The organism is Aeromonas sp. QDB34, from assembly GCF_027705405.1.
Taxonomy (GTDB): Bacteria; Pseudomonadota; Gammaproteobacteria; order Enterobacterales; family Aeromonadaceae; genus Aeromonas; species Aeromonas hydrophila.
On the sequence record NZ_JAPDBT010000003.1, the window covers coordinates 221,157 to 245,850 of the forward strand.

General features: G+C 61.0%; 24 protein-coding genes and 1 riboswitch. Of the genes, 18 read left to right on the top strand and 6 right to left on the bottom strand.

Annotation, left to right across the window (positions count from 1 at the left end):
* Positions 1-12 precede the first annotated feature (12 nt).
* Both OKC29_RS07005 and fadE read right to left on the bottom strand, forming a co-directional pair.
* The gene (locus tag OKC29_RS07005; RefSeq protein ID WP_270669111.1) at positions 13-1,530 is read right to left on the bottom strand and encodes an HD domain-containing phosphohydrolase; all 1,518 of its coding nucleotides are present in this window, start codon (positions 1,528-1,530) and stop codon (positions 13-15) included.
* Between the two features lie 166 nt (positions 1,531-1,696).
* A complete protein-coding gene (gene fadE, locus OKC29_RS07010; RefSeq protein WP_073349623.1) occupies positions 1,697-4,153 on the bottom strand; it encodes an acyl-CoA dehydrogenase FadE in 2,457 nt (818 codons plus the stop codon).
* A gap of 244 nt (positions 4,154-4,397) precedes the next feature.
* Here fadE and lpcA point away from each other — a divergent pair, with 244 nt between their 5' ends.
* From lpcA to OKC29_RS07025, 3 genes are all read left to right on the top strand, one after another.
* Positions 4,398-4,976, top strand: coding sequence for a D-sedoheptulose 7-phosphate isomerase (gene lpcA / locus OKC29_RS07015; RefSeq protein WP_011705469.1), 579 nt, complete (start codon positions 4,398-4,400; stop codon positions 4,974-4,976).
* A 139-nt stretch (positions 4,977-5,115) separates the two neighbouring features.
* Positions 5,116-5,895, top strand: coding sequence for a class II glutamine amidotransferase (locus OKC29_RS07020; RefSeq protein ID WP_029301368.1), 780 nt, complete (start codon positions 5,116-5,118; stop codon positions 5,893-5,895).
* Between the two features lie 321 nt (positions 5,896-6,216).
* Positions 6,217-6,552, top strand: a complete 336-nt coding sequence (locus OKC29_RS07025) for an Hpt domain-containing protein (RefSeq protein WP_011705471.1) — start codon at positions 6,217-6,219, stop codon at positions 6,550-6,552.
* A gap of 51 nt (positions 6,553-6,603) precedes the next feature.
* On the opposite strand, the gene OKC29_RS07030 is transcribed toward OKC29_RS07025, so the two are convergent.
* Positions 6,604-7,515 carry a gluconeogenesis factor YvcK family protein gene (locus OKC29_RS07030; RefSeq protein ID WP_039213739.1) on the bottom strand — a complete coding sequence of 304 codons (912 nt, stop codon included), beginning with the start codon at positions 7,513-7,515 and terminating at the stop codon, positions 6,604-6,606.
* Positions 7,516-7,628: 113 nt separating this feature from the next.
* Between OKC29_RS07030 and OKC29_RS07035 the strand changes: the two genes are divergently transcribed.
* Both OKC29_RS07035 and OKC29_RS07040 read left to right on the top strand, forming a co-directional pair.
* Complete coding sequence (locus OKC29_RS07035; RefSeq protein WP_073349624.1) at positions 7,629-8,813, top strand: FIST signal transduction protein; 1,185 nt, start codon at positions 7,629-7,631, stop codon at positions 8,811-8,813.
* Positions 8,814-8,831: 18 nt separating this feature from the next.
* Entirely contained in the window at positions 8,832-10,928 is a 2,097-nt protein-coding gene (locus tag OKC29_RS07040; RefSeq protein ID WP_162275652.1) for an ATP-binding protein, read from the top strand.
* A gap of 227 nt (positions 10,929-11,155) precedes the next feature.
* Here OKC29_RS07040 and OKC29_RS07045 read toward each other — a convergent pair whose 3' ends face one another.
* The 3 genes from OKC29_RS07045 to narQ form a co-directional block, all read right to left on the bottom strand.
* Entirely contained in the window at positions 11,156-11,731 is a 576-nt protein-coding gene (locus OKC29_RS07045; protein ID WP_011705475.1) for an LON peptidase substrate-binding domain-containing protein, read from the bottom strand.
* 104 nt (positions 11,732-11,835) lie between these two features.
* The gene (gene narL, locus OKC29_RS07050) at positions 11,836-12,474 is read right to left on the bottom strand and encodes a two-component system response regulator NarL (RefSeq protein ID WP_011705476.1); all 639 of its coding nucleotides are present in this window, start codon (positions 12,472-12,474) and stop codon (positions 11,836-11,838) included.
* A complete protein-coding gene (narQ, locus tag OKC29_RS07055) occupies positions 12,474-14,186 on the bottom strand; it encodes a nitrate/nitrite two-component system sensor histidine kinase NarQ (RefSeq protein ID WP_016350249.1) in 1,713 nt (570 codons plus the stop codon). The genes narL and narQ overlap by 1 nt, the downstream gene beginning before the upstream one ends.
* A 79-nt stretch (positions 14,187-14,265) precedes the next feature.
* Positions 14,266-14,405: riboswitch (molybdenum cofactor riboswitch) on the top strand.
* Between narQ and moaA the strand changes: the two genes are divergently transcribed.
* The 13 genes from moaA to modA all read left to right on the top strand — a co-directional run bounded on the left by moaA (position 14,393) and on the right by modA (position 24,611).
* Positions 14,393-15,388, top strand: a complete 996-nt coding sequence (moaA, locus tag OKC29_RS07060) for a GTP 3',8-cyclase MoaA (RefSeq protein WP_073349625.1) — start codon at positions 14,393-14,395, stop codon at positions 15,386-15,388. Its footprint overlaps the riboswitch before it by 13 nt.
* Positions 15,389-15,637: 249 nt before the next feature.
* Complete coding sequence (napF, locus tag OKC29_RS07065) at positions 15,638-16,147, top strand: ferredoxin-type protein NapF (RefSeq protein WP_011705479.1); 510 nt, start codon at positions 15,638-15,640, stop codon at positions 16,145-16,147.
* Positions 16,148-16,176: 29 nt separating this feature from the next.
* The gene (locus OKC29_RS07070; protein WP_024943776.1) at positions 16,177-16,440 is read left to right on the top strand and encodes a chaperone NapD; all 264 of its coding nucleotides are present in this window, start codon (positions 16,177-16,179) and stop codon (positions 16,438-16,440) included.
* A 148-nt stretch (positions 16,441-16,588) separates the two neighbouring features.
* Positions 16,589-19,078, top strand: a complete 2,490-nt coding sequence (gene napA / locus OKC29_RS07075) for a nitrate reductase catalytic subunit NapA (protein ID WP_016350252.1) — start codon at positions 16,589-16,591, stop codon at positions 19,076-19,078.
* Between the two features lie 16 nt (positions 19,079-19,094).
* Entirely contained in the window at positions 19,095-19,829 is a 735-nt protein-coding gene (gene napG, locus OKC29_RS07080; RefSeq protein ID WP_017410437.1) for a ferredoxin-type protein NapG, read from the top strand.
* Complete coding sequence (gene napH, locus OKC29_RS07085; RefSeq protein WP_073349626.1) at positions 19,826-20,701, top strand: quinol dehydrogenase ferredoxin subunit NapH; 876 nt, start codon at positions 19,826-19,828, stop codon at positions 20,699-20,701. The genes napG and napH overlap by 4 nt, the downstream gene beginning before the upstream one ends.
* Complete coding sequence (locus OKC29_RS07090) at positions 20,701-21,156, top strand: nitrate reductase cytochrome c-type subunit (RefSeq protein WP_005299342.1); 456 nt, start codon at positions 20,701-20,703, stop codon at positions 21,154-21,156. Before napH ends, OKC29_RS07090 begins: the two co-directional genes overlap by 1 nt.
* A gap of 11 nt (positions 21,157-21,167) precedes the next feature.
* Entirely contained in the window at positions 21,168-21,758 is a 591-nt protein-coding gene (locus OKC29_RS07095; protein ID WP_011705485.1) for a cytochrome c3 family protein, read from the top strand.
* A 262-nt stretch (positions 21,759-22,020) separates the two neighbouring features.
* The gene (gene moaB / locus OKC29_RS07100; protein ID WP_011705486.1) at positions 22,021-22,527 is read left to right on the top strand and encodes a molybdenum cofactor biosynthesis protein B; all 507 of its coding nucleotides are present in this window, start codon (positions 22,021-22,023) and stop codon (positions 22,525-22,527) included.
* Positions 22,528-22,536: 9 nt separating this feature from the next.
* Positions 22,537-23,061: a cyclic pyranopterin monophosphate synthase MoaC gene (gene moaC / locus OKC29_RS07105; protein WP_073349627.1), complete on the top strand. Its 525-nt coding sequence runs from the start codon at positions 22,537-22,539 to the stop codon at positions 23,059-23,061.
* A complete protein-coding gene (gene moaD / locus OKC29_RS07110) occupies positions 23,058-23,303 on the top strand; it encodes a molybdopterin synthase sulfur carrier subunit (RefSeq protein ID WP_024943771.1) in 246 nt (81 codons plus the stop codon). The genes moaC and moaD overlap by 4 nt, the downstream gene beginning before the upstream one ends.
* A gap of 2 nt (positions 23,304-23,305) precedes the next feature.
* Positions 23,306-23,779, top strand: a complete 474-nt coding sequence (gene moaE / locus OKC29_RS07115; RefSeq protein ID WP_073349628.1) for a molybdopterin synthase catalytic subunit MoaE — start codon at positions 23,306-23,308, stop codon at positions 23,777-23,779.
* Between the two features lie 103 nt (positions 23,780-23,882).
* Complete coding sequence (gene modA / locus OKC29_RS07120) at positions 23,883-24,611, top strand: molybdate ABC transporter substrate-binding protein (protein WP_024943770.1); 729 nt, start codon at positions 23,883-23,885, stop codon at positions 24,609-24,611.
* The last annotated feature ends 83 nt before the right edge of the window (positions 24,612-24,694 follow it).

A 24,694-nucleotide genomic window follows, 5' to 3' on the forward strand; every position in this document is an offset into this window, starting at 1 on the left:
AACCCTTCAGCATCAATGTTCCCCGACGTAGATGTCTTTGTGTTGATCGCGGATCTCGAGGAACTTGTCGAGGTTGGCCAGCATCAGTTCTACCAACTGGGGATCGAAGTGCTGACCTTTCTCCTCCTGGATCAGTGCCAGTACCTTGTCCAGCGGCCAGGCCTTCTTGTAGCAGCGATCCGAGCCGAGCGCATCAAACACGTCAGCCAGCGCCACTACCCGCCCTTCCAATGGAATGTCATCACCTTTGAGGCCACGGGGATAGCCGCTGCCATTCCACTTTTCATGGTGGTTACCGGCGATGGTCGCGCCAATCTGGAACAGCGCCAGATCGCTGCCGGAGAGCATGTCTTGCCCCAGCTGGGCGTGGGTCTTCATGATCTCCCACTCCTCGGGGGTCAACTTGCCCGGTTTGTGGAGGATGGCATCCGGGATGCCCACCTTGCCGATGTCGTGCAGCGGGGAGGCGCGTTTGATGAGCTCGCTCTGTTCCTCGCTCATGCCAAGCAGTTGGCAGAACAGCTCGGTGTAGAGGGCGACCCGTTTCACGTGCAGGCCGGACTCCTTGGAGCGGGTTTCCACCAGCTCGCCGATCCGATAGATGATCTCGCGCTGGTTGTCGGCGATGACCTCGTTGAGCCGGATGTTCTCCAGCGCCACTATGATGTTTTCGGTAAACAGGCTGAGCAGCCCCATGTCCATCTGGCTGAGCTGACGAGTGGTCTCGATATGAAACAGCAGGTGATGACGGGGGTTCTGGCAGTAGAGCACCATCTGGTTGCCGTCATAGACGTTGGCACGATTGGCCATGGCCTGGCGCAGGATGGAGGGAGCGTCCGCCAGCCGCAGTGACGGGTGGCCCGGCAGCAGGGGCTCCAGAATTTGATCCCGCACTTCGTAGGCGAACTGCTTCACGTCGTAGATTTGCGACTCTTCCAGACTGAGCAGGGCCCCGAGCTGTTCCTGAGCTCCTTCGACAAACTGGCGCAGCGTCCGTTTCTCGAAGATCCCCTTGGAGGCCTCGATGACTTTTTCCAGCCCCTGGCGATTGCTCTCCAGCGTGCGGATGTCGCGGTATGAACGCAGACTGGCCCGCAGCAGGGTGCGCAGCTTCTGGGAGGTGAGCTCGGTCTTGTCCTTGTAGTCGTTGATGTCGTAGTTGGTGACCACGTCATCTTCCGGGGCCTGACCGGGTTGGCCGGTGCGCAGCACGATGCGCACCATCTTGTTTTGCAGATCCTCGCGCACGAATTTGACCACATCGAGGCCGGCGTGATCGACCTCCATGACCACGTCCAGCAGCAACAGTGCTACGTCCGGGGTCTTGGCGAGCAACTCCCTGGCCTGGGCGGCTGAATAAGCATGCAAAAATTCAATGGGTCTATTATCGAATTCAAACTTGCTCAGGGTGATCTTGGTGATGCGATGAACCTCGGGTTCATCGTCCACAATCATCACCTTCCATCCAGCCTGCTGGTCATCGAGAAGGGGCAGATCGTCATCGTCAATAATCAGGATTTGGTCATCCATCATGCAATCCTGTTTGGGATCCTGTGCTTACATTAACTGCTTCACTAAGGATAGGAAACTTATTGAGAAATAAAATTTGATCTGTGAAATCTCTTTGTCGTCATCCTGTTCCAGCCCCATAAAAAAACGCCTCCACATGGGAGGCGTTTGACTATCAATGTGTCTGTCAGGCGGCTCTGTGATAGGCCGATGGCTCGAACAGCGCCTTGTTGGCCACCAGGTCGATGGGATCAAAATCATCGACGTTGATGGTGCGCAAGCGGCTCTCTTCGGCGCGGCGCAGCAGGTCCGCTTCGGTCTGGTTGAGTACTCCCTGCGCCAGGCCGATCTCTGCCACCTTGTCCAGTTGCATAAACGGACGCTTGATGCCGTCAGCCTTGCATACTTTCTCAAACAGCGGCTCGGCAGAGAGCACGTCGTCCAGCGCCTGCTCCAGCAGGCCGAAGGGGTTGCCCTCTTCGCGGGTGAGATACTGCCCTTGGGCCAGACGGCTGCGGGTTTCGCTCGGGGTCTGCAGCAGGCGGGCGACCTGGCTGTCCAGCTTGTCGCTCGGGCGCTTCAGATCGCGACCCAGCGGCAGCACGATGACGCGCAGAGCCAAGCCAATCCAGCGATTCGGGAAGTTGCGCAGCAATTCGTCGATGGCTTCCTGCGCCTTGAACAGGGCATCTTGCAGCGCCCAGTGCAGCAGCGGCAGATCGGCGTGTTGACGACCCTCATCCTGATAGCGTTTGAGGGCGCTGGAGGCCAGATAGAGCTGGCTCAGTACGTCACCGAGACGGGCGGAGACCCGCTCCTTGCGCTTGAGCTCGCCACCCAGGGTGCCCATGGCCATGTCTGACAGGAAGGCCAGGTTGGCAGAGAGGCGGGAGAGCTGCTGGTAGTAGCCCTTGGTCTGATCCTTGAACGGCGCGGCGGCGAAGCGAGCCGCGGTTAACCCTAACCAGAAGCTGCGCACCAGATTGCTGATGGCAAAGCCGACGTGGCTGAACATTGCCTTGTCGAAGTCCTTGAGGGCCTGCTCCTGATCCGGGTGGCTGGCGGCCAGCATTTCCGGCAACACGTACGGGTGGCAGCGGATGGCGCCCTGACCATAGATGATCATGCTGCGGGTCAGAATGTTGGCCCCTTCCACCGTGACGGCGATGGGGGCACCCTGATAGCCGCGGGCCAGATAGTTGTTGGGGCCCATGCAGATGGCCTTGCCGCCGTGGATGTCCATGGCATCAATGATGCACTTCTGGGCGCGGTCGGTGAGGTGATATTTGACGATGGCGGAGATGACCGAGGGTTTTTCGCCCAGGTCGATGCCGGTCACGGTCAGGTTGGCGGCGGCCCCCATGATGTAGGCGTTGCCACCGAGACGGGCCAGCGGCTCTTCAATCCCTTCCATTTTGCCGATGGGCAGCTTGAACTGGCGACGGATCCGGCTGTAGGCACCGGTCGCCAGGGCCAGCATCTTGACACCGCCGGTGCTGTTGGAGGGCAGAGTGATGCCGCGCCCGACCGAGAGGCACTCCACCAGCATGCGCCAGCCCTGACCGGCCATGGCTGGGCCGCCGATGATGAAGTCGAGCGGGACGAACACGTCCTTGCCGCGGGTCGGGCCGTTCTGGAACGGTACGTTGAGCGGGAAGTGGCGGCGGCCGATTTCGACTCCCTTGATGTGGGTCGGAATGAGGGCGCAGGTGATGCCGAGCTCTTCTTCTTCACCCAGCAGGTGATCCGGGTCGCGCAGTTTGAAGGCCAGACCCAGCACGGTCGCGATGGGGGCCAGGGTGATGTAGCGCTTGTTCCAGGTGAGGCGCATGCCGAGCACTTCTTCTCCTTCCCATTCACCCTTGGCGATGATGCCGAAGTCGGGGATGGAGCCGGCGTCGGAACCCGCTTCCGGACTGGTGAGGGCGAAGCAGGGGATCTCCTTGCCGACTGCCAGACGGGGCAGGTAGTAATCTTTCTGTTCGTCGGTGCCATAGTGTTGCAGCAGCTCGCCCGGGCCCAGCGAGTTGGGTACGCCAACGGTGGAGGCGAGCACGGCGCTGGCGCCGCACAGTTTTTGCAGCACGCAGGATTGGGCATAGGCGGAGAATTCCAGCCCGCCATATTTCTTCTTGATGATCATGGCGAAGAACTTGTGGTCCTTCAGGTATTGCCACACTTCGGGAGATAGGTCGGCCCGCTCGTGGGTCACTTCCCAGTCGTTGACCATGCGGCACACTTCTTCAACCGGACCGTCCATAAACGCCTGCTCTTCGGCAGACAGCGTGCTGACCGGAATGGCGTGCAGCTTCTTCCAGTTCGGGTTACCGGCAAACAGGTCTGCTTCCCACCAGGTGGTGCCCGCTTCAATGGCCTCTTTCTCGGTGCGGGACATCTCCGGCATGATGGATTTGTAGAGTTTGAACAGCGGCTTGGTCAGCTGGTTGCGACGAAAATCCACCAGGTTGAGGGGGATGGCGATCACGGCAAACAGCGCCCAGACCAGCAGGGGGACGTGGCCATAGAGGGTGCCGACAATCAGGGCTGCCGCGGTGGCAAGCGTGGAGGTGAACAGAGACGCCCGGCGATAAGCCATGGCGCCGATCACCAGGATCACTCCGAGCAGAGTGAGGGTCGTCGTCATTTTTCGCTCCTTGCATGAGTTGCCGAAGTTGGGTGAATATGGTTGAACTGATCCAGAGGTCTGACCTGTTGGATATGGTCCCTGTTGTAATTCATACGCACAAACTTATCAAGCTGTTTACAAGCTTGTTACCTTGGCTCTGTGATCGGCATAACGTCCTGCAGAGGGGCTCTTGACGGGCAGGGGGCGACTCCGGGATTGGCTTGTGCGACAATGGCGCGGCCCATATTTTGGAAGAGACATCATGTACCAAGAACTGATCCGCAATGAATTGACCGAAGCTGCCAGCGTGCTCCAGGCGTTCCTGGCAGATGAGCAAAATCTCAAGGACATCGAAGCGGCCGCCAAGCTGCTCGCTGACTCCTTCAAGCAGGAAGGCAAGGTACTCTCCTGTGGCAACGGTGGCTCCCACTGCGACGCCATGCACTTTGCCGAAGAGCTGACCGGCCGTTATCGTGAGAACCGCCCCGGTTATGCCGGTATCGCCATCTCCGATCCCAGCCACCTCTCATGTGTGTCCAACGACTTTGGCTATGACTACGTCTTTTCTCGCTACGTAGAGGCAGTCGGCCGTCGCGGTGACGTGCTGCTCGGCATCTCCACCAGCGGCAACTCCGGCAATATCCTGAAAGCCATCGAGGCTGCCCACGCCAAAGGCATGAAGGTGATTGCGCTGACCGGCAAGGACGGCGGCAAGATGGCCGGTCTGGCCGATGTCGAGATCCGGGTGCCGCACTTTGGTTACGCCGACCGTATTCAGGAAGTGCACATCAAGGTGATCCACATCCTGATCCAGCTGGTCGAAAAAGAGATGGCCAAGTAAGGCAGGGGTCTCGAGCCGGGATAGTCGTGCCTTGTCTGGCCGTGTCCCGGCGGGATCTTGCGCACGCGGCCGGTGTCAGCGCAGGCTGAACCGGCCGATTGGCAATGAGATGGTCAAGTAAGCAAGGAGCCCGCAGCCTATGTGCGAACTGCTCGGCATGAGTGCCAATGTGCCGACCGATATCTGCTTCAGCTTCACCGGCCTGATGCTGCGCGGCGGCAAGACCGGGCCTCACAAGGATGGCTGGGGCATCACTTTTTACGAAGGGAAAGGCTTTCGTACCTTCAAGGATCCCGAGCCCAGCGCCCAGTCGCCGATTGCCAGGCTGGTGCAGGCGTTGCCCATCAAGAGCCGCGCCGTGGTCAGTCATATTCGGCAGGCCAACCGCGGCTGCGTCTCGCTGGAGAATACCCACCCCTTTACCCGCGAGCTGTGGGGCCGTTACTGGACCTTTGCCCACAATGGCCAGTTGACGGGTTACAAAGGGTTGGCCACCGGCCGCCATCGACCGGTGGGCGACACCGACAGCGAACACGCCTTCTGCTGGCTGCTCGATCGGTTGGAACAGAAATATCCCCGACGCCCTGCCAACTTCCCCGCCATGTTTCGCTACCTGGCGACCCTGTGCGACGAGCTGCGCGGTCTGGGGGTATTCAACATGCTGCTGTCGGATGGGGAGTTCGTGATGACCTACTGCAGCAACAACCTCTACTGGCTGACCCGGCGAGCTCCGTTCGGAGAGGCCCGTCTGCTGGATGAAGATGTCGCCATCGACTTTCAGAGCGAGACGACTCCGGACGATGTGGTGACCCTGATTGCGACCCGGCCGCTGACCGGTAATGAAGACTGGGTAAAAATGGCGCCGGGTGAGTTCAGTCTGTTTCGACTGGGGGAGCGGGTGGGTGCCAATCAGCTGTGATAATCAACTGATCCAGAGATAAAAAAATACCAGGGTAGAATCCTACCCTGGTTCTTCGCAGCAGCCATACAGGCAAAAGGGATGAGAGAGGTGTTGCTGAGTCGCATCATTCTCACGGTTGCCATTGTTATTTAATTGTTAATTTCATGGCAACATTTATGTTGCAACTCGGCCATCTATTGTCTGGTTAGGCGATCCTGATCACGCTTTTCTCATGCACGTCCCGTTTGAGTTCGATTTTCTGACGGCAATGAAACGTGACTGAGTCGTGCCAGGCATCTATAGTATGGTCTGTTTGAATACCATCAGGAGGATGACGGAATGGAGTGGCTGGATCAGAAGGTGTTGCGACAGCTGGCGGAAGATATCGGCCAGGAGATGATGCCGGTGGTGATCTCGGTCTTCATCGAAGAGGTGGGGGAACAGCTTGCCCAGCTGCGCCCGCTCTATGAACAACAGGACTGGCCCGCATTGGCCCGGCTTGCCCACAGCATGAAGTCCTCCTGCGGCAGCTATGGCGCCCAGCTGAGTTACCAGCAGGTGGTGGCGCTGGAACAAGCCTGCAAACATGAAGACGGCGAGCAAGTCGCCCGTTTGCTGACCGAGCTGGAGCAATCCCTGCCCCAGGTGCTCTCCCACCTCGCCAACTATCACTGAGCCCCTGCAGCCGGCGCATTGGCGCCGGACTTGCCATCCTCTACCCGCCGATTAGCGTTGATTGACCAGTTGCTGGATAACCCTGTCCAGTGCCAGCTTCAATTTCAGGCGATCGTGCCGATGGGGGAGGGCGGCCTCACCCAGCTCGGCCAGGATCAATCGGCCAGCCAGCTCTGCCGGATATTCCCCCGCCGGGGCCAGAATGGCATCGACCCGACCCGCGCCGACCCGTGATTCCAGCCAGCGCCACTGATTGTGCAGGCTGAGCTGGCTGGCAGGGCCATTTTCAGCGACCAGATTGCAGATGAACACCAGCATGGCATCGCTCTCGTTGATGGCCTGGGCCACCTCAGCCAGCAGCAGGGGCGGCATGATGGAAGTAAGAAAGCTGCCGGGGCCGAGGATGATCATGTCGGCCTGTGCCAATGCCTGCACCGCCTCGCGGGTGGCCGGTACCTCCGGACTCAGGCTGAGGGAGAGCGGCGGGGTGTCGAGCTGATCGATGGAGACTTCCCCCAGGATCTGGTTGCCACAGGCCGTGTGGGCGCACAGGTCGGTGGGAAATTCAGACATGGGTAGCAATTGTGACTCTATTTTCAGCATGTCGCTGATGAGCTTGATAGCATCAAGAGGGCGTACGCAGAGGTTGTCGAGCGCCAGCAGCATCAGATTGCCGAGGTTGTGGCCCGCCAGTTCACCGCGACCGGCGAACCGATATTCGAACAGCAGGCTGCCGATACTGGGATCGGTCACCAGTTGATTAAGGCAGTTGCGCAGATCCCCCCAGGCGATACACTCCTGGCTCTTGCGCAGTCGTCCGGTAGAGCCGCCATCGTCGGTGGTGGTGACGATGCCGGTCAGGCGCGATCCCAGAAACGAGAGTGAAGAGAGCACACGGCCCATGCCGTGGCCGCCACCGATGGCGACGACCCGGTCAAAATCATTGATGTTCTTCTGCCACATGCCGTTTTCCTGTGGTTGGGCTCAATTGAATGTGATTCTAATCGATAAGACGGGATAATTCTTTGATTAAGGTATGATTTTTGCTTACCCCCAGCATCATGAACAACTAGGAGATGGTGTTGAACTTCCTGACGGCTCACTCTCTTGAAGAGACCTCCCTGCTGGCTGCCCGGCAGGTCAGTGAGCGGCTGCTCGCTCAATCACCTCATTCCCCTTCGCTGTTACTGGTCTATTTTACTCAGGCTCACGATGCCGAGGAACTGCGCCATCACTTCAAACAGCAGTTCCCGTCGTCTCGGATGATCGGTTGCAGCTCCTGTGGCGGGGTTATGACCCAGACCGGCCATCATGCCTGCCAGGGGATCGGTCTGGCAGTGGCGGCCATCTACGATGAGAAGGGGGCCTACGGCGTGGCGGGCCAGGCGGGGGATGCAGTGGATGTGCGCCAGCTGCTGCGCAGTGCCATCGCCGATGGGGGGCGCCCCGGCGAGCTGCCACAACTCATCTTGCTGCATGCAAGCCCGGGCCAGGAGGAGGCGATGCTGGAGAGCATCGAAGCCGAGCTGGGCACGACGGTCCCGGTCGTCGGGGGCTCCGCTGCCGACAACAGCGTCAGCGGTGACTGGCAGCTGTGCTGGGATGAGGGCAGTACCCGCGAAGGCATCGCGCTGGCCGTGCTCTATCCCGATTGCCAGCTGGCGTTCCAGTTTCACTCCGGCTATGTCCCCACCGAATATCGCGGCACCATCACGGCCCTATCGGGACGGGAGATCCTCACCATCGATCATGAGCCCGCGGCCGAGGTCTATGCTCGCTGGAGCGGACGGACAACCCCCTGGCCGGTGGGTCCCATCCTGCGGGAGACCACCCTGTCGCCGCTGGCGAGACAGGTTGGCACCCTGGATGACATGCCCTATTACAAGCTCTCCCACCCGGAGGCAGTGACAGAAGGTGGCGGATTGCGCCTCTTTACCGATACTCAGGTCGGGGAGCGGTTGCTGCTGATGTACAGCAGCCAGGAGGGCTTGCTGCAACGCAGTCTGAATGCAACCCGCATCGAACCCGAGTACGGCATGGCCACCGAGATGCAGCCGTTTGGCGCCCTTGTGATTTTTTGTGCTGGTTGTCGCTTGGCTCTTGGTGATAGCTTATGCCAATTTGTCGATCAATTTCATACCCGGCTGGGGGATATCCCCTTCATCACCCCGTTCACCTTCGGCGAGCAGGGCCGCCTGCCCCATGGTGAGCTGGCGCACGGCAACCTGATGGTCTCGAGCGTGATCTTCCTCGACAGCTGATATTGCGCTGGAAACAAGATGATAGGTAACACGGAACTGGAAGCCCTCGGCGACAAACTGCAGACCACCTTGGTTGAGCTGGTGCGTTGCCGGGAACGGGAGGCCAAATACCGCCAGGAGTCGCAAACCCTGTTGTGCGGGGTGGCGACGCTGGCCGATGCCCAGACGCTGGAACAGGTGCTGGACAGCCTCATTCAGGTGCTCAAACCCTTCATCGGCTTCGAACACGCGGATGTGGTGGCCTGGGAGGGAGAGGGTGGCATCACCCACCTCAGCACCCAGGATGGCGAAGTGGGGCGCAGCTGGCAGCTGACCCCGCTCTTCTCCCGCGCCATCGAGGGAGAGACCCTGGTCATCTATGATCCGACCCAGTTGCCCGAACTGGCACCGTTGGCCGATGTTGAGGGCTGGGCCAGCGTGATGATGACGGGCTTGCGCGCTCCCGGTTTTTCCGGCGTGCTCATCTGCCGTCACGCCGTGATGGGGACCTTCGATCTCAAGAGCAAGGCGGCCATGCAGCGCTGTCGTCCGCTCATCTCCCAGGCGCTGGTCAACATCGCCTATCGAGCCCGCCTGCAGGAACAGGTCGAGCTGAAAACGCTGGCGCTGCAAGCGGGCGAACAGCGTTTTCGCAGCTTTGCCGGCATGGCGTCCGACTGGTTCTGGGAGACAGATACCGAGCACCGGCTGAGCTATGTATCGGCCCCCGGCCAGCAGGGGGACATGCTGATGCATCAACCCGGCCAGAGCCTCTATGATTACGCCCATGACAGGCGCGACCCGGAATGGGGCAAGTATCGCCGGCTCATCGGTCTGCTCCTGCCGGTGCGGGCGGTGCGGGCCCAGGTCAGCCTAGCCAAGGGGCCACGCTGGATGGAGATCAACGCCGAGCCCTGTTTCGATGCGGCCGGTGTCTTTATCGGTTATCGCGGCACGGCGCGGGATGTGGGCAACCAGATCCGCCGTGAGCAGGAGCTGGCCAGGGCGCGGGACGAAGCGGAAGCGGCCAACCGCGCCAAGTCGCAGTTTCTGGCCATGATGACCCACGAGATCCGCTCTCCCATGAACGCGGTGCTGGGGATGCTGGATCTGCTGCAACACGCCCAGCTCGAACCCCAGCAACAGACGCTGCTGGGCCACGCCACCCATGCCGCGCGCCTGTTGCAGACCATCATCGACGACGTACTCGATTTCTCGAAGATTGAATCCCATACCCTTGAGTTTCACTGCGAGACGCTGCAACCGGCCCTGCTCTGCCAGTCCCTCATCGAGCCGCTGCTGGCGCAGGCGGGCAGCAAGGGCATTGACCTGCGTTGGCGGGTAGACGACGCCGTACCCGCCCAGCTGCAGGGGGATCCGGTGCGTCTCTCCCAGGTGATCAGCAACCTGCTCGGCAACGCGGTGAAATTCACCAGTCAGGGCAGCGTATTGCTGCAACTGAGCTGGCATGAACAGCAGTTGAGGGTCTCGGTGACCGACAGCGGGATCGGTATCTCGGCCGAGGATCAGGCGCTGCTGTTCGAACCCTTCTCTCAGGTCGACAGTTCGGCCACCCGCCGCTTCTCGGGCACCGGGCTGGGGCTGGCCATCAGCAAGCGGCTGGTGGAGTTGATGGGCGGCAGCATTCAGCTGCGCAGTGCCCCCGGTGAGGGGAGCTGCTTCTGGTTCGATTTGCCGGGCATGGCGCTGCCATGTGAATGCAGCAGCCGGCCCGAGCCGGATCAGCAGCCCATTCAGGATCTGGATGTGCTGGTGGTGGAAGACAGTCCGGTCAATCAGCTGGTGGTATCGCTCATGCTGCAAAAGCTGGTGAGCCGGGTCAGAGTCGCGGCCAACGGGCTGGAGGCGCTGGCTCAGGTGGCGGAGCAACGGCCGGATCTCATCCTGATGGACATGCGGATGCCGCAGATGGATGGACTGGAGGCGACCCGGCGTCTGCGAGAACTGGGTTGTAGCGTGCCCATCGTGGCGCTGACGGCCAACGCCATGGCGGAAGACAGGGCTCGTTGCCTGGCCCAGGGAATGGATGACTTTCTGGCCAAACCGATAAGCCTGATGCGGCTGCGGGAGTGTCTGCAACGCCATTTTCAACCCGCAGCGCCGGATCGCAGCTAAAAAAAATGGTCAACCTGGGTGGTTGACCAATTCTTCAGCAAATACTGAAGAGAGCACGGGATAAATCGGGTTGTACGATTCTATATGAAAAAGTCGTGCCAACTTTTCAGAACCAGTTTATGCGGCTTGCAGCGCGGTTATTGATTTCTATTGGGCGCTTCATTTGCAAAATGCGAAATTATTGTTTTCATTATCGGAATATTCGCATTTTGCAATACACTTCTGACTCACTGTGCGATCAGTCGGCGCAAGAATTGACGGGCCGCTTCGCTATTTTGTTTGGCAATCAACATCTGCTTTTCATAGATCGGCATCGGCAGGATTTCGAGCCAGCGTTGGCAGAGCCAGGCCGCATCGTCAAACTGCTTGTCCGGGTAAAGTTCATCCAGTTCCGGATACTGTTCAAACACTTCCCGCAGCCGGGTAACCAGCGGCTTGTCGCTGAAGTCTGAATGGGTGCTCGGCCAGTTGGGCAGTGCTTCCACTCTGGCCCGGCGCAGACCCAGCTCGTCCGTTTCCATCTCGTGGATGCAGAAACGTTCCATGCCGAGTACGGTGACGCCGAGCAGGCCGTCATTCAGGGTGTAAAAGTCGGTGACTTTGACCCGGGTGCCGACTGGCAGGATCCGCCCGGACTTGCCAGTCGTCGTCGCCTCTTCCATCACGATGCCGAAGCCCTGGTCATCGATGAATGACTCTTTGAGCATCTGCAGGTGGCGCGGTTCAAACAAACGCAGAGGAAGCTTGCCACCAGGCAGTATGTGGGAAGGCAAGGGGAACAGTGCCAAGGGTTGAAGTTTCATGTTCCATCCTCCATTGAGTAGTTGCTGAATAGGACAATGCAGCGACTGTGCCAGAGAATGAAAAAAGCCACCGGAAGGTGGCTTTTGGCTGGATTGGAGGGCGTTTAGTTGCGCTGCTCCAGGTACATGACAGCAGCTTCCACGCGGCTTTGCGCCTCGAGCTTCTTGAGCAGGCTCTTGACGTGTACCTTGACCGTGCCTTCGGAAATATGGAGCACGGAGGCGACCTGTTTGTTGGAGAGGCCCTTTGCAATTTCGCGCAGGATTTGCATTTCGCGACGCGTTAAGCTCTCCAGCTTCTGCTGCAGGTGATCCAGCTCGTAGATGTTCTCGAGGTAGGGGCGCAGCGGCTCGCTCAGGATCTGCTTGCCGGTCATTACGTCCGCCAGCTGGGCCAGCAGCATCTCTGGCTCGGTATCCTTGAGCAGGTAGCCATCGGCGCCGGCCTTGAGTAGCGCCACCACGTCCTGACGGGCGTCGGAAACGGTCAGGATCACCACCCGGGAGGTCACTTCCTCGGTGCGCAGCGCCTTGAGGGTATCCAGACCGGAGAGGCCTTTCATGTTGAGGTCGAGCAGGATCAGATCCGGTTCGGACTCCTTGGCCATGGCGACGGCATCGGTACCGTTGGAAGCTTCACCGACGACTTCGATGTTCTCCTCCAGGGCCAGCAGCTGCACAATCCCTTTGCGCATGAGGGGATGGTCATCCACGACCAGAACACTATATTTCATCTCGTCCATCAGGCATCTCTTGTTAGGCTGGTGGGAAAGGTCAGATGTACGCAGGTGCCTCTGGGCGGCCTTTCGCTGATGGTCAGCAGACCATGCAGCTTGCTGGCACGCTCGTTCATGATGCTCAGGCCATAGTGGTTGACCGCCGAGCTTGCGATCCCTATTCCGACACCATCATCTGAAATCTGAACCTGGATGTTACCATCGGCGAGGGTCTCACAGCTAACATCAATCACTTGCGCACTGGCATGTTTGATGGCATTGAGCACTGCCTCACGGATCAGCTGCAAGATGTGAATGTGCTGACCGGCTTCGAGATCGGTATCGGCCAGACCGTAATGGAGCCTGATGTCGGCCTGCGTTTGCGGCTTGAGCTGCTCCAGCATCACCTTGATGGCTTCACCGAGGTTGGCGTCGCCAATGCTGAGACGGAAGGTGCCGAGCAGCTCGCGCAACTGGGTATAGGCGCTGCCAAGCCCCTCGTCGATCTGCTGCATGGCGGCTTCGGCTTTGACCGTATCTCCCTTGGCGAAGGAGCGCTTGAGCAGGGTAGACTGGATTTTGAGATAGGAGAGGGCCTGGGCCAGCGAGTCGTGCAGCTCGCGGGCGATGACGGCCCGCTCTTCCATCAGCAGCAGGCGCTGGTGTTGCAGCAGGGTCTGATCCTTGTGCAGCACCTGGGCCAGCAGCATGGAGAAGTTCTTCATCAGCCGCTCGTCGATGGGGTGGCTGCTGATGACGTCGAGCCGGCCATACTCCTGCTCGTCCATCTGCAGATAGAAGCTGACCACGGCATCCAGATCGCCGGGCCATCCCTTGCGGCCGGTGATGTAGTCCGGCATGGCATTGTGCTCGAAGCGGGTTAGCCGGATGTAGTCGATGTGCTGGTGGGCCGCCGCCCGCTCCAGCAACTTGAGCAGGGTACGCCGGCTCAGCGGTGCCGCGTGCAGCTTCTGGGCGGTACTGTAGAGGAAGGAGAGGGTGTCGTTGGCCTGCTGCAGCTTGGCGGTCTTCTCTTCGACCTTGCTCTCCAGCTCCCGGTAGAGCTTGCCGAGTTCGTCGGCCATGGTGACGAAAGCCCCCGACAGCTCCCCCAGCTCGTTTTCACAGTGGGGGGGCAGGGTCAGGTCGAACTCCTGGCGCTGGATCTGGCGGGCGCAATAGACCAGCTGGTTGAGCGGAGCCACCACCTGCTGGCGGGTAAAGCGCACCGTGAACCAGGCGATGGTGATGATGGAGAGTAGCCCCAGCCCCTCGGCCAGCGCCAGCATGCGCACCTTGAACTCCACGTGGTACTGCATCTGGTTGACGAAGTCGTCGATGGCCGCGACGAACTGCTCGGTGTTGTCGGTGTAGCGCCGCGGGGTGGCGTTCTCGATGTGCTCGCGCATCACCTGCCACTGCTGCAGCACCTCGCCATAGGTGCGACGCAGGGAGGCGGGAGTGATCCAGCGCTGGGTCTCCTGCAGTTCGGCGGCGTGCAGGGTCTGCTCGAACTGATCGAGCCGGCTCAGCACCTGCTGGCCCTGTTCAATCTCGTAGGCCATCCGGTAGGCCTGCATCCGCAGGGAGCCGGAGAGGTTGATCGCCTTGGCGTCAGGTACCGAATAGAACAGGGTCACCATGGCCACCACGGCGATCAGGCTTGCCATGAACAGGATGAGCACCATGGAGCGCCCGATGGCACTGCTGACCGAATGTACCTTGAACCACTTTCCCATGCCTGCTCTCTTCCTTCACTTCAGACAATAACCCCACAAAGTAGCATGGGAGTGTACTCCAACTTGTGCTAGCATCGAAAAACTAGATGAACTCCGAGCGGTTTTGCCTAAGTCCTCATGATAGGGGGAAACCGCCGTCAGCCGATGTTCGAGCTGTAAGGGTCAGGAAAGAAATGCCCTGGCCTCCCGTATTTGGAAAGGTGTTTATGTCGCCACTGCAAGATGGTTTTTCCCGTCGTTTCTACTATTTGCGCCTGTCGATCACCGACGTGTGCAATTTTCGCTGTACCTACTGCCTGCCCGATGGTTACCGTCCACCGGCCGGTGACAAGGCGGGGCGTCAGCCCTTTCTCTCTCTGGAAGAGATCCGCCGTGTCGTGTCCGGATTTGCCGCCATGGGCACCCGCAAGGTGCGTCTGACCGGCGGGGAGCCCTCCCTGCGCCGGGACTTCACCGCCATCATAGAGACGGTGGCCAATACCCCCGGCATCGAGAAGGTGGCCATGACCACCAATGGTTATCGTTTGAAAGAACGGGCCCAGGAGTGGTTTGATGCGGGCCTGACCGCCCTCAACGTCAGTGTCGACAGCCTGGATCCGCGCCAGTTTCACCAGATCACCGGTGAGAACAAGCTGGTGGAGGTGATGGATGGCATCGAAGCGGCGCTGGCCGCCGGCTTCAAGTCGGTCAAGATCAATGCCGTGCTGCTCAAGGGACTCAACGATCATCAGCTGGATGCGTTTCTGGCCTGGATCCGGCACAAGCCCATCGAGCTGCGTTTCATCGAGCTGATGCAGACCGGCGAGATGGACACCCTGTTTCGCGATCATCACGCCAGCGGGGCGCTCATCAAGCAGCGTCTGCTTGATGCCGGTTGGCTGCAACAGCTGCGTGGCGTCGACGATGGCCCCGCCCAGGTGTTCATGCACCCGGAGTCGATGGGCGGGGTAGGGCTCATCATGCCCTACAGCAAGGATTTCTGTGCCGGTTGCAACCGGCTGCGGGTCTCTTCCCTCGGCAAGCTGCACCTTTGTCTGTTCGGCGACCACGGGATGGAGCTGCGGGATCTGTTGACGGCCGACGGCCAGCAGGATGAATTGCAGCAGCGGATCCGCAGCGCCCTTGCCGGCAAGGCGGCGACCCATCGACTGCACGAAGGCAATGCCGGCATGACCCCGCATCTGGCCTCCATCGGCGGCTGATCTACGGCAGCCGACAAAAATAGCCATCGATTAATAAGCAATCCTCAAATGGGGGTATTTTACCTTGCCCCCATTGTTCTTTATTGCGCCAAGGGTTTGATCCAGCGCAAGAATCCCCCCTGATTATCTCCCTGGTGGTATATCCCTGAACTTGTCAGGGCCGCAATATACACCCACTCTTATAATAGGTATTGAAAATACCTGTCATGGGACTCACTCGTGCGCCATTACCAGCAGCAAGGAGCCGTTATGCCGGATGGGGTCAACCTGTCGCGTCGCAGTCTGTTTCGGGGTCGTCTGACATCGAATGAGCCTCGGGTGCAACTGCCCTGGTCCGTCGCCTGGTCCGATTTTGCCGCCGACTGCACCCGCTGCGGTGACTGCCTCACGGCTTGCCCGGAGCAGATCCTGGTCAAGGGCGATGGTGGTTTTCCTAGCGTGGATTTTCTGCGCGGCGAGTGCACTTTTTGCGGGGAATGTGTCGCCGCTTGCAAAGTGCCGATATTTCGCCCGACCACGGAGGCACCTTGGCAATACATCGCCCATATTGAAGCCAACTGTCTGGCCCATGGCCAGGTATTCTGCCAGCGCTGCCAGGACAGTTGCGAGCCCCGGGCGATCCGTTTCTCCCCCGTGCTGGGCCGGGTGCCGACCCCCAGCATCGATGCGGCAGCCTGCACCGGTTGCGGTGCCTGCGTGATGGATTGTCCGGTGGGCAGCATCCGGGTGGGGGCACCCGCTGGCGAGGAGTCCAGATGAAGCAGGATCTGTGTGAAGCAGGAGTCACAATGAAACAAGAGTTCCATGTATCGAGCCTGGTGGTGCTGACCCAGCCCTCCTTGCGTCACCAGCTCGCAGACGAGATCGCGACCCTCGAGGGAGCCGAGATCCATGCCGTCAGTGATGAGGGCAAGCTGGTGGTGACCCTGGAAGGTCCGAGCCAGCGTCCCATCATGGCGGCCATCGACGCCATCAATGCGATGCCGGGCGTATTGTCCGCCGCCCTGATTTACCACCAGTTTGATGAGCTCGAGGCCCAGTGCAAGGAGTAGCGCCATGAGGCCGAGCCTGCGTGACTCATCGTAATGGCCGCCATGGATGCAAAGATAAAGCGATGCCGGGGTACGAGTTCGCCGCCCTGAGCCAAAACCAGTTCGATACACTCGACAACTTACGCGATAAGCAATGTGAGGATATGCCATGAAGCTGAGTCGACGCGACTTTATGAAGGCCAACGCGGTGGCGGCAGCCGCTGCCGTTGCTGGTGTCAGTGCCCCCACGCTGGCGGCCAATCTGATCACCAGTACCGACAAGACCGCCATCACCTGGGACAAGGCACCGTGCCGTTTCTGCGGTACCGGCTGTTCCGTGCTGGTGGGTTCCCAGGATGGGCGCGTCGTGGCGACCCAGGGCGATCCCGATGCACCGGTCAACCGCGGTCTTAACTGCATCAAGGGTTACTTCCTGTCCAAGATCATGTATGGCCAGGATCGCTTGACCCAGCCCATGCTGCGCATGACGGACGGCAAGTTCGACAAGAACGGCAACTTCGCTCCCATCAGCTGGGATCAGGCCTTCGACATCATGGCCGAGAAGTTCAAGGCCACCCTGAAAGAGAAGGGCCCGACCGCCGTCGGCATGTTCGGCTCCGGCCAGTGGACTGTGTGGGAAGGCTATGCCGCCGCCAAGCTGATGAAGGCGGGTCTGCGTACCAACAACCTGGATCCCAATGCCCGTCACTGCATGGCTTCCGCGGTGGTGGGCTTCATGCGTACCTTCGGCATGGATGAACCCATGGGCTGCTACGACGACATCGAGCAGGCCGACGCCTTCGTGCTGTGGGGCTCCAACATGGCCGAGATGCACCCCATCCTCTGGTCACGCATCTCCGATCGCCGTCTGTCCCACCAGGATGTGCAGGTGCACGTGCTCTCCACCTTCGAGCACCGCAGCTTCGAGCTGGCGGACAACGGCATGGTGTTCACCCCGCAGACCGACTTGGCGATCCTCAACTACATCGCCAACTACATCATCCAGAACGACAAGGTGAACTGGGAGTTCGTCAACAAGCACACCCAGTTCCGCAAAGGGGTGACCGACATCGGCTACGGCCTGCGTCCCACCAACCCGTTGCAGCAGAAGGCCAAGAACCCGGACAGCGGCGACTCCACCCCGATGAGCTTCGACGACTTCGCCAAGTTCGTGGCGGATTACGACCTGGAGTCCGTTTCCAAGCTCTCCGGCGTGCCGAAGGACAAGCTCGAGAAGCTGGCCCAGCTCTATGCCGATCCGAGCAAGAAGGTGGTCTCCTACTGGACCATGGGCTTCAACCAGCATACCCGCGGTGTCTGGGCCAACAACCTCTGCTACAACATCCACCTGCTGACCGGCAAGATCTCTACCCCGGGCTCGGGTCCGTTCTCCCTGACCGGTCAGCCCTCCGCCTGCGGCACTGCCCGTGAGGTGGGTACCTTCGCCCACCGTCTGCCGGCCGACATGGTGGTGACCGAACCCAAGCATCGCGCCATCGCCGAGAAGATCTGGAAGCTGCCGGAAGGCACCATCCCGGAGCAGGTGGGCTACCACGCCGTGCTGCAAAACCGCATGCTCAAGGACGGCAAGCTCAACGCCTACTGGGTGATGTGCAACAACAACATGCAAGCCGGCCCGAACATGAACGAAGAGGGGCTGCCCGGTTATCGCAACCCGGCCAACTTCATCGTGGTGTCCGACCCTTATCCGACCGTGACCGCCCAAGCGGCCGACCTCATCCTGCCGACCGCCATGTGGGTGGAGAAAGAGGGGGCCTACGGCAACGCCGAGCGCCGTACCCAGTTCTGGCACCAGCAGGTCAAGCCGCCGGAAGGAGCCAAGTCCGACCTGTGGCAGCTGATGGAATTCTCCAAGCGCTTCAAGGTGGAAGAGGTGTGGCCGGCGGAACTCATCGCCAAGATGCCGGAAGTGAAGGGCAAGACCCTGTTCGACGTGCTCTATGCCAACGGCCAGGTCAACCAGTTCCCGAAAGAACAGAGCAAGGGAGCGCTGAACGACGAGGCCGAGCACTTTGGTTTCTACGTCCAGAAGGGGCTGTTCGAAGAGTACGCCACCTTCGGTCGCGGCCATGGCCACGATCTGGCGCCGTTCGATCAGTATCACGAAGCCCGCGGCCTGCGCTGGCCGGTGGTGGACGGCAAGGAGACCCTGTGGCGCTATCGCGAAGGGTTCGACCCTTACGTGAAAGCGGGCGAAGGGGTGCGCTTCTACGGCAAGCCCGACGGAAAGGCGGTGATCTTCGCGCTGCCCTATGAGCCGGCCGCCGAAGCACCGGACAAAGAGTACGACATGTGGCTCTCCACCGGTCGCGTGCTGGAGCACTGGCACACCGGCACCATGACCCGCCGGGTCCCCGAGCTCTATCGCGCCTTCCCGGATGCGGTGCTGTTCATGCACCCGGAAGATGCCAAGGCCCGTGGCGTGCGCCGTGGTGAAGAGGTGATCGTCTCCTCCCGCCGGGGCGAGGTGAAGACCCGGGTCGAGACCCGCGGCCGCAACCGTCCGCCCAAGGGGCTGGTGTTCATGCCCTTCTTCGACGCGAGCCAGCTGGTCAACAAGCTGACCCTGGACGCCACCGATCCGCTCTCCAAAGAGACGGATTACAAGAAGTGCGCCGTCAAGGTCGTCAAGGCATAAGGCGGGGGAGCGCGAGATGAGTCGTAGTCGGCGCCAGTTTCTGGCCGACATGGCCAAGGGGGCCTGCGGTGTGGGCCTGCTTGGCGTGGGGCTCGGCGGCATGGCGCGCCAGCAGGTGCAGGCCGTACCTGCCCAGGCGCTGCGCCCGCCGGCCGCCCTCGACGAGGCTGAGTTTCTCAGCGCCTGCGTGCGCTGCGGGCTCTGCGTCGAGGCCTGCCCCTACGACACCCTCAAGCTCGCCCGGCTGTTTGAACCCGTGACCACCGGTACCCCCTACTTCAAGGCGCGCGCCGTCCCGTGCGAGATGTGTGAAGACATCCCCTGCGTGGTGGCCTGCCCGAGCGGGGCGCTGGATCAGACCATGACCGACATCGATCAGGCGCGGATGGGAGTGGCAGTGCTCATCGATCACGAGACCTGCCTCAACTACCTGGGGCTGCGCTGCGACGTCTGCTACCGGGTCTGCCCGCTCATCGACAAGGCGATCACCCTAGAGCTGCAGCACAACCAGCGTACCGGCAAGCACGCCATGTTCCTGCCCACGGTGCACAGCGATGTCTGCACCGGTTGCGGCAAGTGCGAGCATGCCTGCGTGCTGGAGGAGGCGGCCATCAAGGTGGTGCCTCGCCAGCTCGCCAAGGGGGAGATTGGCCACCACTACCGGCTCGGCTGGGAAGAGAAGGCGAAGGCGGGCAAATCGCTCATCGGCGACAGGCTCACCCTGCCGACCCGCAAACCGGAGGGGCTATGAGTCGTTATCCGGGAGCCGAGGCCACGGCCAGGCTGGGCTGGTGGCGGTCACACCGCTTCCTGCTGTTGCGCCGGCTCTGCCAGTTCGGTGTGCTCACGCTGTTCCTGCTGGGGCCGCTGGCGGGCATCTGGATCCTCAAGGGCAATCTCTCCAGCTCGCTGCTGCTGGAGACGGTGCCACTCACGGATCCGCTGACCCTGCTGCAGTCGTTGGCGGCGGGCCATTGGCCCATCCCCACCCTCTGGCTGGGGGCCGTCATCGTGCTGCTGGGTTACTGGCTGGTCGGGGGACGGGTGTTCTGCTCCTGGATCTGTCCGGTCAACCTGGTCACCGATGCTGCGGCCTGGCTCAGGGGTCGTCTTGGCCTCAAGGGCAACGGTCAGTTCAGTCGCACCACCCGCTACTGGCTGCTGGCCATGGTGCTGGTGGCACCGGCCATCGCTGGGGTGCTGGTGTGGGAGCTGGTCAATCCGGTGTCACTCACCCTGCGCGGCCTGCTGTTTGGCATGGGGGCGGGCTGGGCCTTGCTGGCGGTGCTGTTCCTGTTCGACCTTTTTGTGGTGGAGCGGGGCTGGTGCGGTCACCTCTGTCCGGTGGGGGCTTTCTATGCCCTGGTCAACCGGGTCGGGTTCATCAAGATTTCTGCCAAGGGGCGCGAGCGGTGCAGCAACTGCATGGATTGTTATGCGGTCTGCCCGGAACGTCCCATCCTGCGCGGCCCCGTTCATGGTGCCAAGCGTGGTCACGGGCCCTTGATTGTGGCTCAGGAGTGTACCAACTGCGGCCGTTGCATCGATGTCTGCGCGGAGCAAGTTTTTGAAATCACTGTAGGTTTTGCCGTCAAGGCAGAGAAAACGTCGGAGAACACATAATGAAGAAGCTGATTGGAGCAATGCTGGCCTGTCTGATGGCAGGTTCCTTGATGGCGGCAGTCCCCGAGATCACCAACAGCACGGGGGGCATCAAATCGGAGCGGGGGAGCACGGATCTGGTGACGGATGCCGATGCGGCCCCCATGAAGAACTTTCGCAAGGATGGTGACCTCTACGATCGCCAGTACATGCATCAGCCCCCGCTGATCCCCCACGACACCCGCAACTATGAAGTGGACAACAAGGTCAACAAGTGCCTGGCCTGTCACAGCTTCAAGAACGCCAGCGCCATGAAGGCCCCCAAGATCAGCCCGACTCACTTCGAGACCCGTGACGGCATGACCCTGGGCGAGGTCTCGCCGCGTCGCTACTTCTGCCTGCAGTGCCACGTGCCGCAAGCGGATGCCAAGCCGCTGGTGGAAAACACGTTTAAACCAGTTGAAGCGCTGAACTGAGGAGCCCATAGATGAAATTACCCGGTTTTGTGCAGCGTCTGTGGACCACCTTCAAGTCTCCCTCGAAGGCCGCCCTCTGGGTGCTGCTGTTGATGGGATTCTTCGGCGGGGTCATCTTCTGGGGCGGTTTCAACACCGCCATGGAAGCCTCCAACACCGAGAAGTTCTGTACCGGTTGCCACGAGATGAAGGACAACGTGTTCGTGGAGTACCGCGACACCATCCACTACGCCAACCGTTCCGGCGTGCGCGCCAGCTGCCCGGATTGCCACGTGCCGCATGAATGGACCTACAAGATCATTCGCAAGGTGCAGGCGTCCAAGGAGCTGTGGGGCATGCTGACCGGCAAGGTGGATACCCGCGAGAAGTTCGAATCGCACCGGCGCGAGATGGCCGAGCGGGAGTGGAAGCGGATGAAGGACACGGATTCGAGGGAGTGTCGCAACTGCCATAACTTCGAATACATGGACTTCTCCCTGCAAGGCAAACGGGGTGCCCAGATGCACTCCACCAGTCTGGCCAGCGGCGAGAGCACCTGTATCGACTGTCACAAGGGTATCGCTCACCAGCTGCCCGATATGACGGGCGTGAAGGGCTTCTAAGCCCACCTGATGCAGGCCGGGTTCGCCCGGCCTGTTTATATTCCGCCCGGTCAGGGCAAAAGCGCCGCCGTGCGCCCTTTTAATCCCCCCTCTGGCGCGAGTTTTGGTAGAATCGGCCCGCCGTGAGTCGCAGCGCGTGACCGACTGGTCAAGGTTTGGTCCTGACGGACACGAGCCTCTCCTCGCAATCGAGCGCTGCCAGCCGGGATCCTGGCCACTTTTCTTCTCTTTGCTCACGGTCCTTTGCCATCAGGAGCTGCCCATGGGACAGAAAAACAACGCATTCATTCCCCTCAAGATCGCCGTGCTGACGGTCTCCGACAGCCGTACCGCCGCCGATGACAGTGCGGGCGACTATCTGGTTTCTGCCCTGACCGATGCCGGCCACGTGCTGGCCGACCGGGCGCTCTGCCCCGACAATCTGTTTCGTATTCGCGCTCAGGTGAGCGACTGGATCGCCGATGAAGGGGTGCAGGTGGTGCTCATCAACGGCGGCACCGGCTTCAACGAACAAAACCGGGTGCCGGAGGCGGTCGGCGTGCTGTTCGAGCGCACCGTACAGGGCTTTGGCGAACTGTTCCGCCAGCTCTCCTTTGCCGAAATCAAGGGCTCCGCCATGCAGAGCCGCGCGCTGGCGGGGCTCGCCAATCGCACCCTGATTTGCTGCCTGCCTGGCTCCCCCGGCGCTTGCCAGCTGGGTTGGGAGAAGCTTGTCCAGGACCAGCTCGATGCCCGCACCAAGCCGTGCAACTTTGTCTCCCATCTTTGAGGGCCTGTGATGAACCCGACTGAACCCAAGCAGACTCAGCCCAACCTGACCCATCTCAACCAGAGCGGCGAAGCCCACATGGTGGATGTGACCGACAAGCAGGTGACCGAGCGTGAGGCTCGCGCCGAGGCGTTTGTCACCATGGCCCCTGCGACCCTGGCCCTGATCCTGAACGGTCAGCACCACAAGGGGGACGTGTTCGCTACCGCCCGCATTGCTGGCATCATGGCGGCCAAGAAGACCTCGGATCTCATTCCCCTCTGCCATCCACTGGCCCTTACCCGGGTGGAGGTAGAGATAGAACCTCAGGCGGAGCAAAATAGGGTCCACATTCGCACCCTCTGCAAGCTTGCCGGCAAGACCGGGGTCGAGATGGAGGCACTGACCGCCGCCTCGGTGGCGGCGCTGACCATCTACGACATGTGCAAGGCGGTACAAAAGGACATGGTTATCGAACAGGTGCGGCTGGTGGAGAAAAAGGGCGGCAAGTCTGGCCATTTTCAGCTGGGTGTGACTGATGGAGAGCAAGCATGATCAAGGTACTCTTTTTTGCGCAAGTAAGAGAGCTGGTGGCCTGCGACGAGCTGAGCCTGCCGTGCGACTACGCGAGTGCCGAGCAGCTGCGCAGCGCCTTGAGCGAGCGCGGCGACAAGTGGGCGCTGGCGCTGGAAGCGGGCAAGCTGCTGGTGGCGGTCAACCAGACCCTGGTGCCGCTGGATACGCCCCTTCATGATGGCGATGAGGTCGCCTTCTTCCCGCCGGTGACCGGAGGTTAAGGATGAGCGAGGCAACCATGACCGATCGCATTCTGGTGCAGCGGGATGACTTCTCGCTGGCCGACGAATATGCCCGCCTCGCCGCCCGGCAGGATACCGGCGCCGTGGTCAGCTTTGTCGGCAAGGTACGCGACTTCAATCAGGGGGCGCAGGTGAAAGGGCTGGCCCTCGAGCACTACCCCGGCATGACCGAGAAGGCGCTGACGGACATAGTGGCCGAGGCCCGCAGCCGCTGGCCCCTGCAGGAGTGCACCCTGATCCACCGCATCGGCGAGCTGCTGCTCGGCGATCAGATCGTGCTGGTGGTGGTGAGCAGTGCCCACCGCGAGGCGGCCTTCGAAGCTTGTCACTTCATCATGGATTTCTTGAAAACCCGGGCGCCGTTCTGGAAAAAAGAGCTGACCGCCGAAGGGGTACAACGCTGGGTCGAGGCCAAGGAGAGCGACAACACTGCCGCCGCCCGCTGGCAAGCTTGACCTGTTCAAGGGGGCTGGCTCATCGGGAGCCGCGGCCCCTGTTTTCGGGGCCGCCCCCTTGGCTGGGGACCGATAAAAGTGGCCCCAGTCAGGAGGTAAAGGAATGAAACCGCTGTTATCCGTTGTCATCGCCGGGGTCTGCGCCAGTGCGCTGCAGGCAGGTGCCGTGCAGGCCGACGAGGTCAAGGTGGCCGTGGCTGCCAACTTCAAGGGCACCATAGAGCGCATCGGCAAGGAGTTCACCGCCAAGACCGGCCACACTCTGGCCATCTCCTCCGCCGCGACCGGGGTGCTCTACACCCAGATCAGCCACGGCGCTCCGTTCGATCTCTTCCTCTCCGCCGACGTGAAAACCCCGCAGAAGCTGGAGCAGGAAGGCAAGGGCAGCGAGCGTTTCACCTACGCCATCGGCCAGCTGGGCCTGTGGCAGAAGGGCGGGCCGGCTCCTGACGAGGCAACCCTGCGCAGCTGGAAGGGCAACCTCGCCATCGCCAACCCGAAAACCGCTCCCTACGGCACCGCCGCCATGGCGACCCTCGACCATCTCAAGATCGATCCCAAGCAGTACCGCCTGCTGACCGGCACCAACATCGGCCAGACCTGGCAGTTCGTCGACACCGGCAACGCCGAGCTGGGCTTCGTCGCCTGGGCCAACCTGGTGGAAGCGGGCAAGACCGGCGAAGCCTGGGCCGTGCCGGCCGACTTCTATCCGCCCATCGAACAGCAGGGGCTGGTATTGAAGAAAGGGGCGGCGGTCGAGGCGCTGGTGGCCTGGCTCAAGGGGCCGGGTCAGGCACAGATCAAGGCGGCGGGTTATGCGCTGCCCCACTGATGGCGCAACCACACACCTGCCTGTTGAGTGGCCGACCCTCGGGTCGGCCCACTTTTGCGATAAGGATGCGCACCATGCCGTTG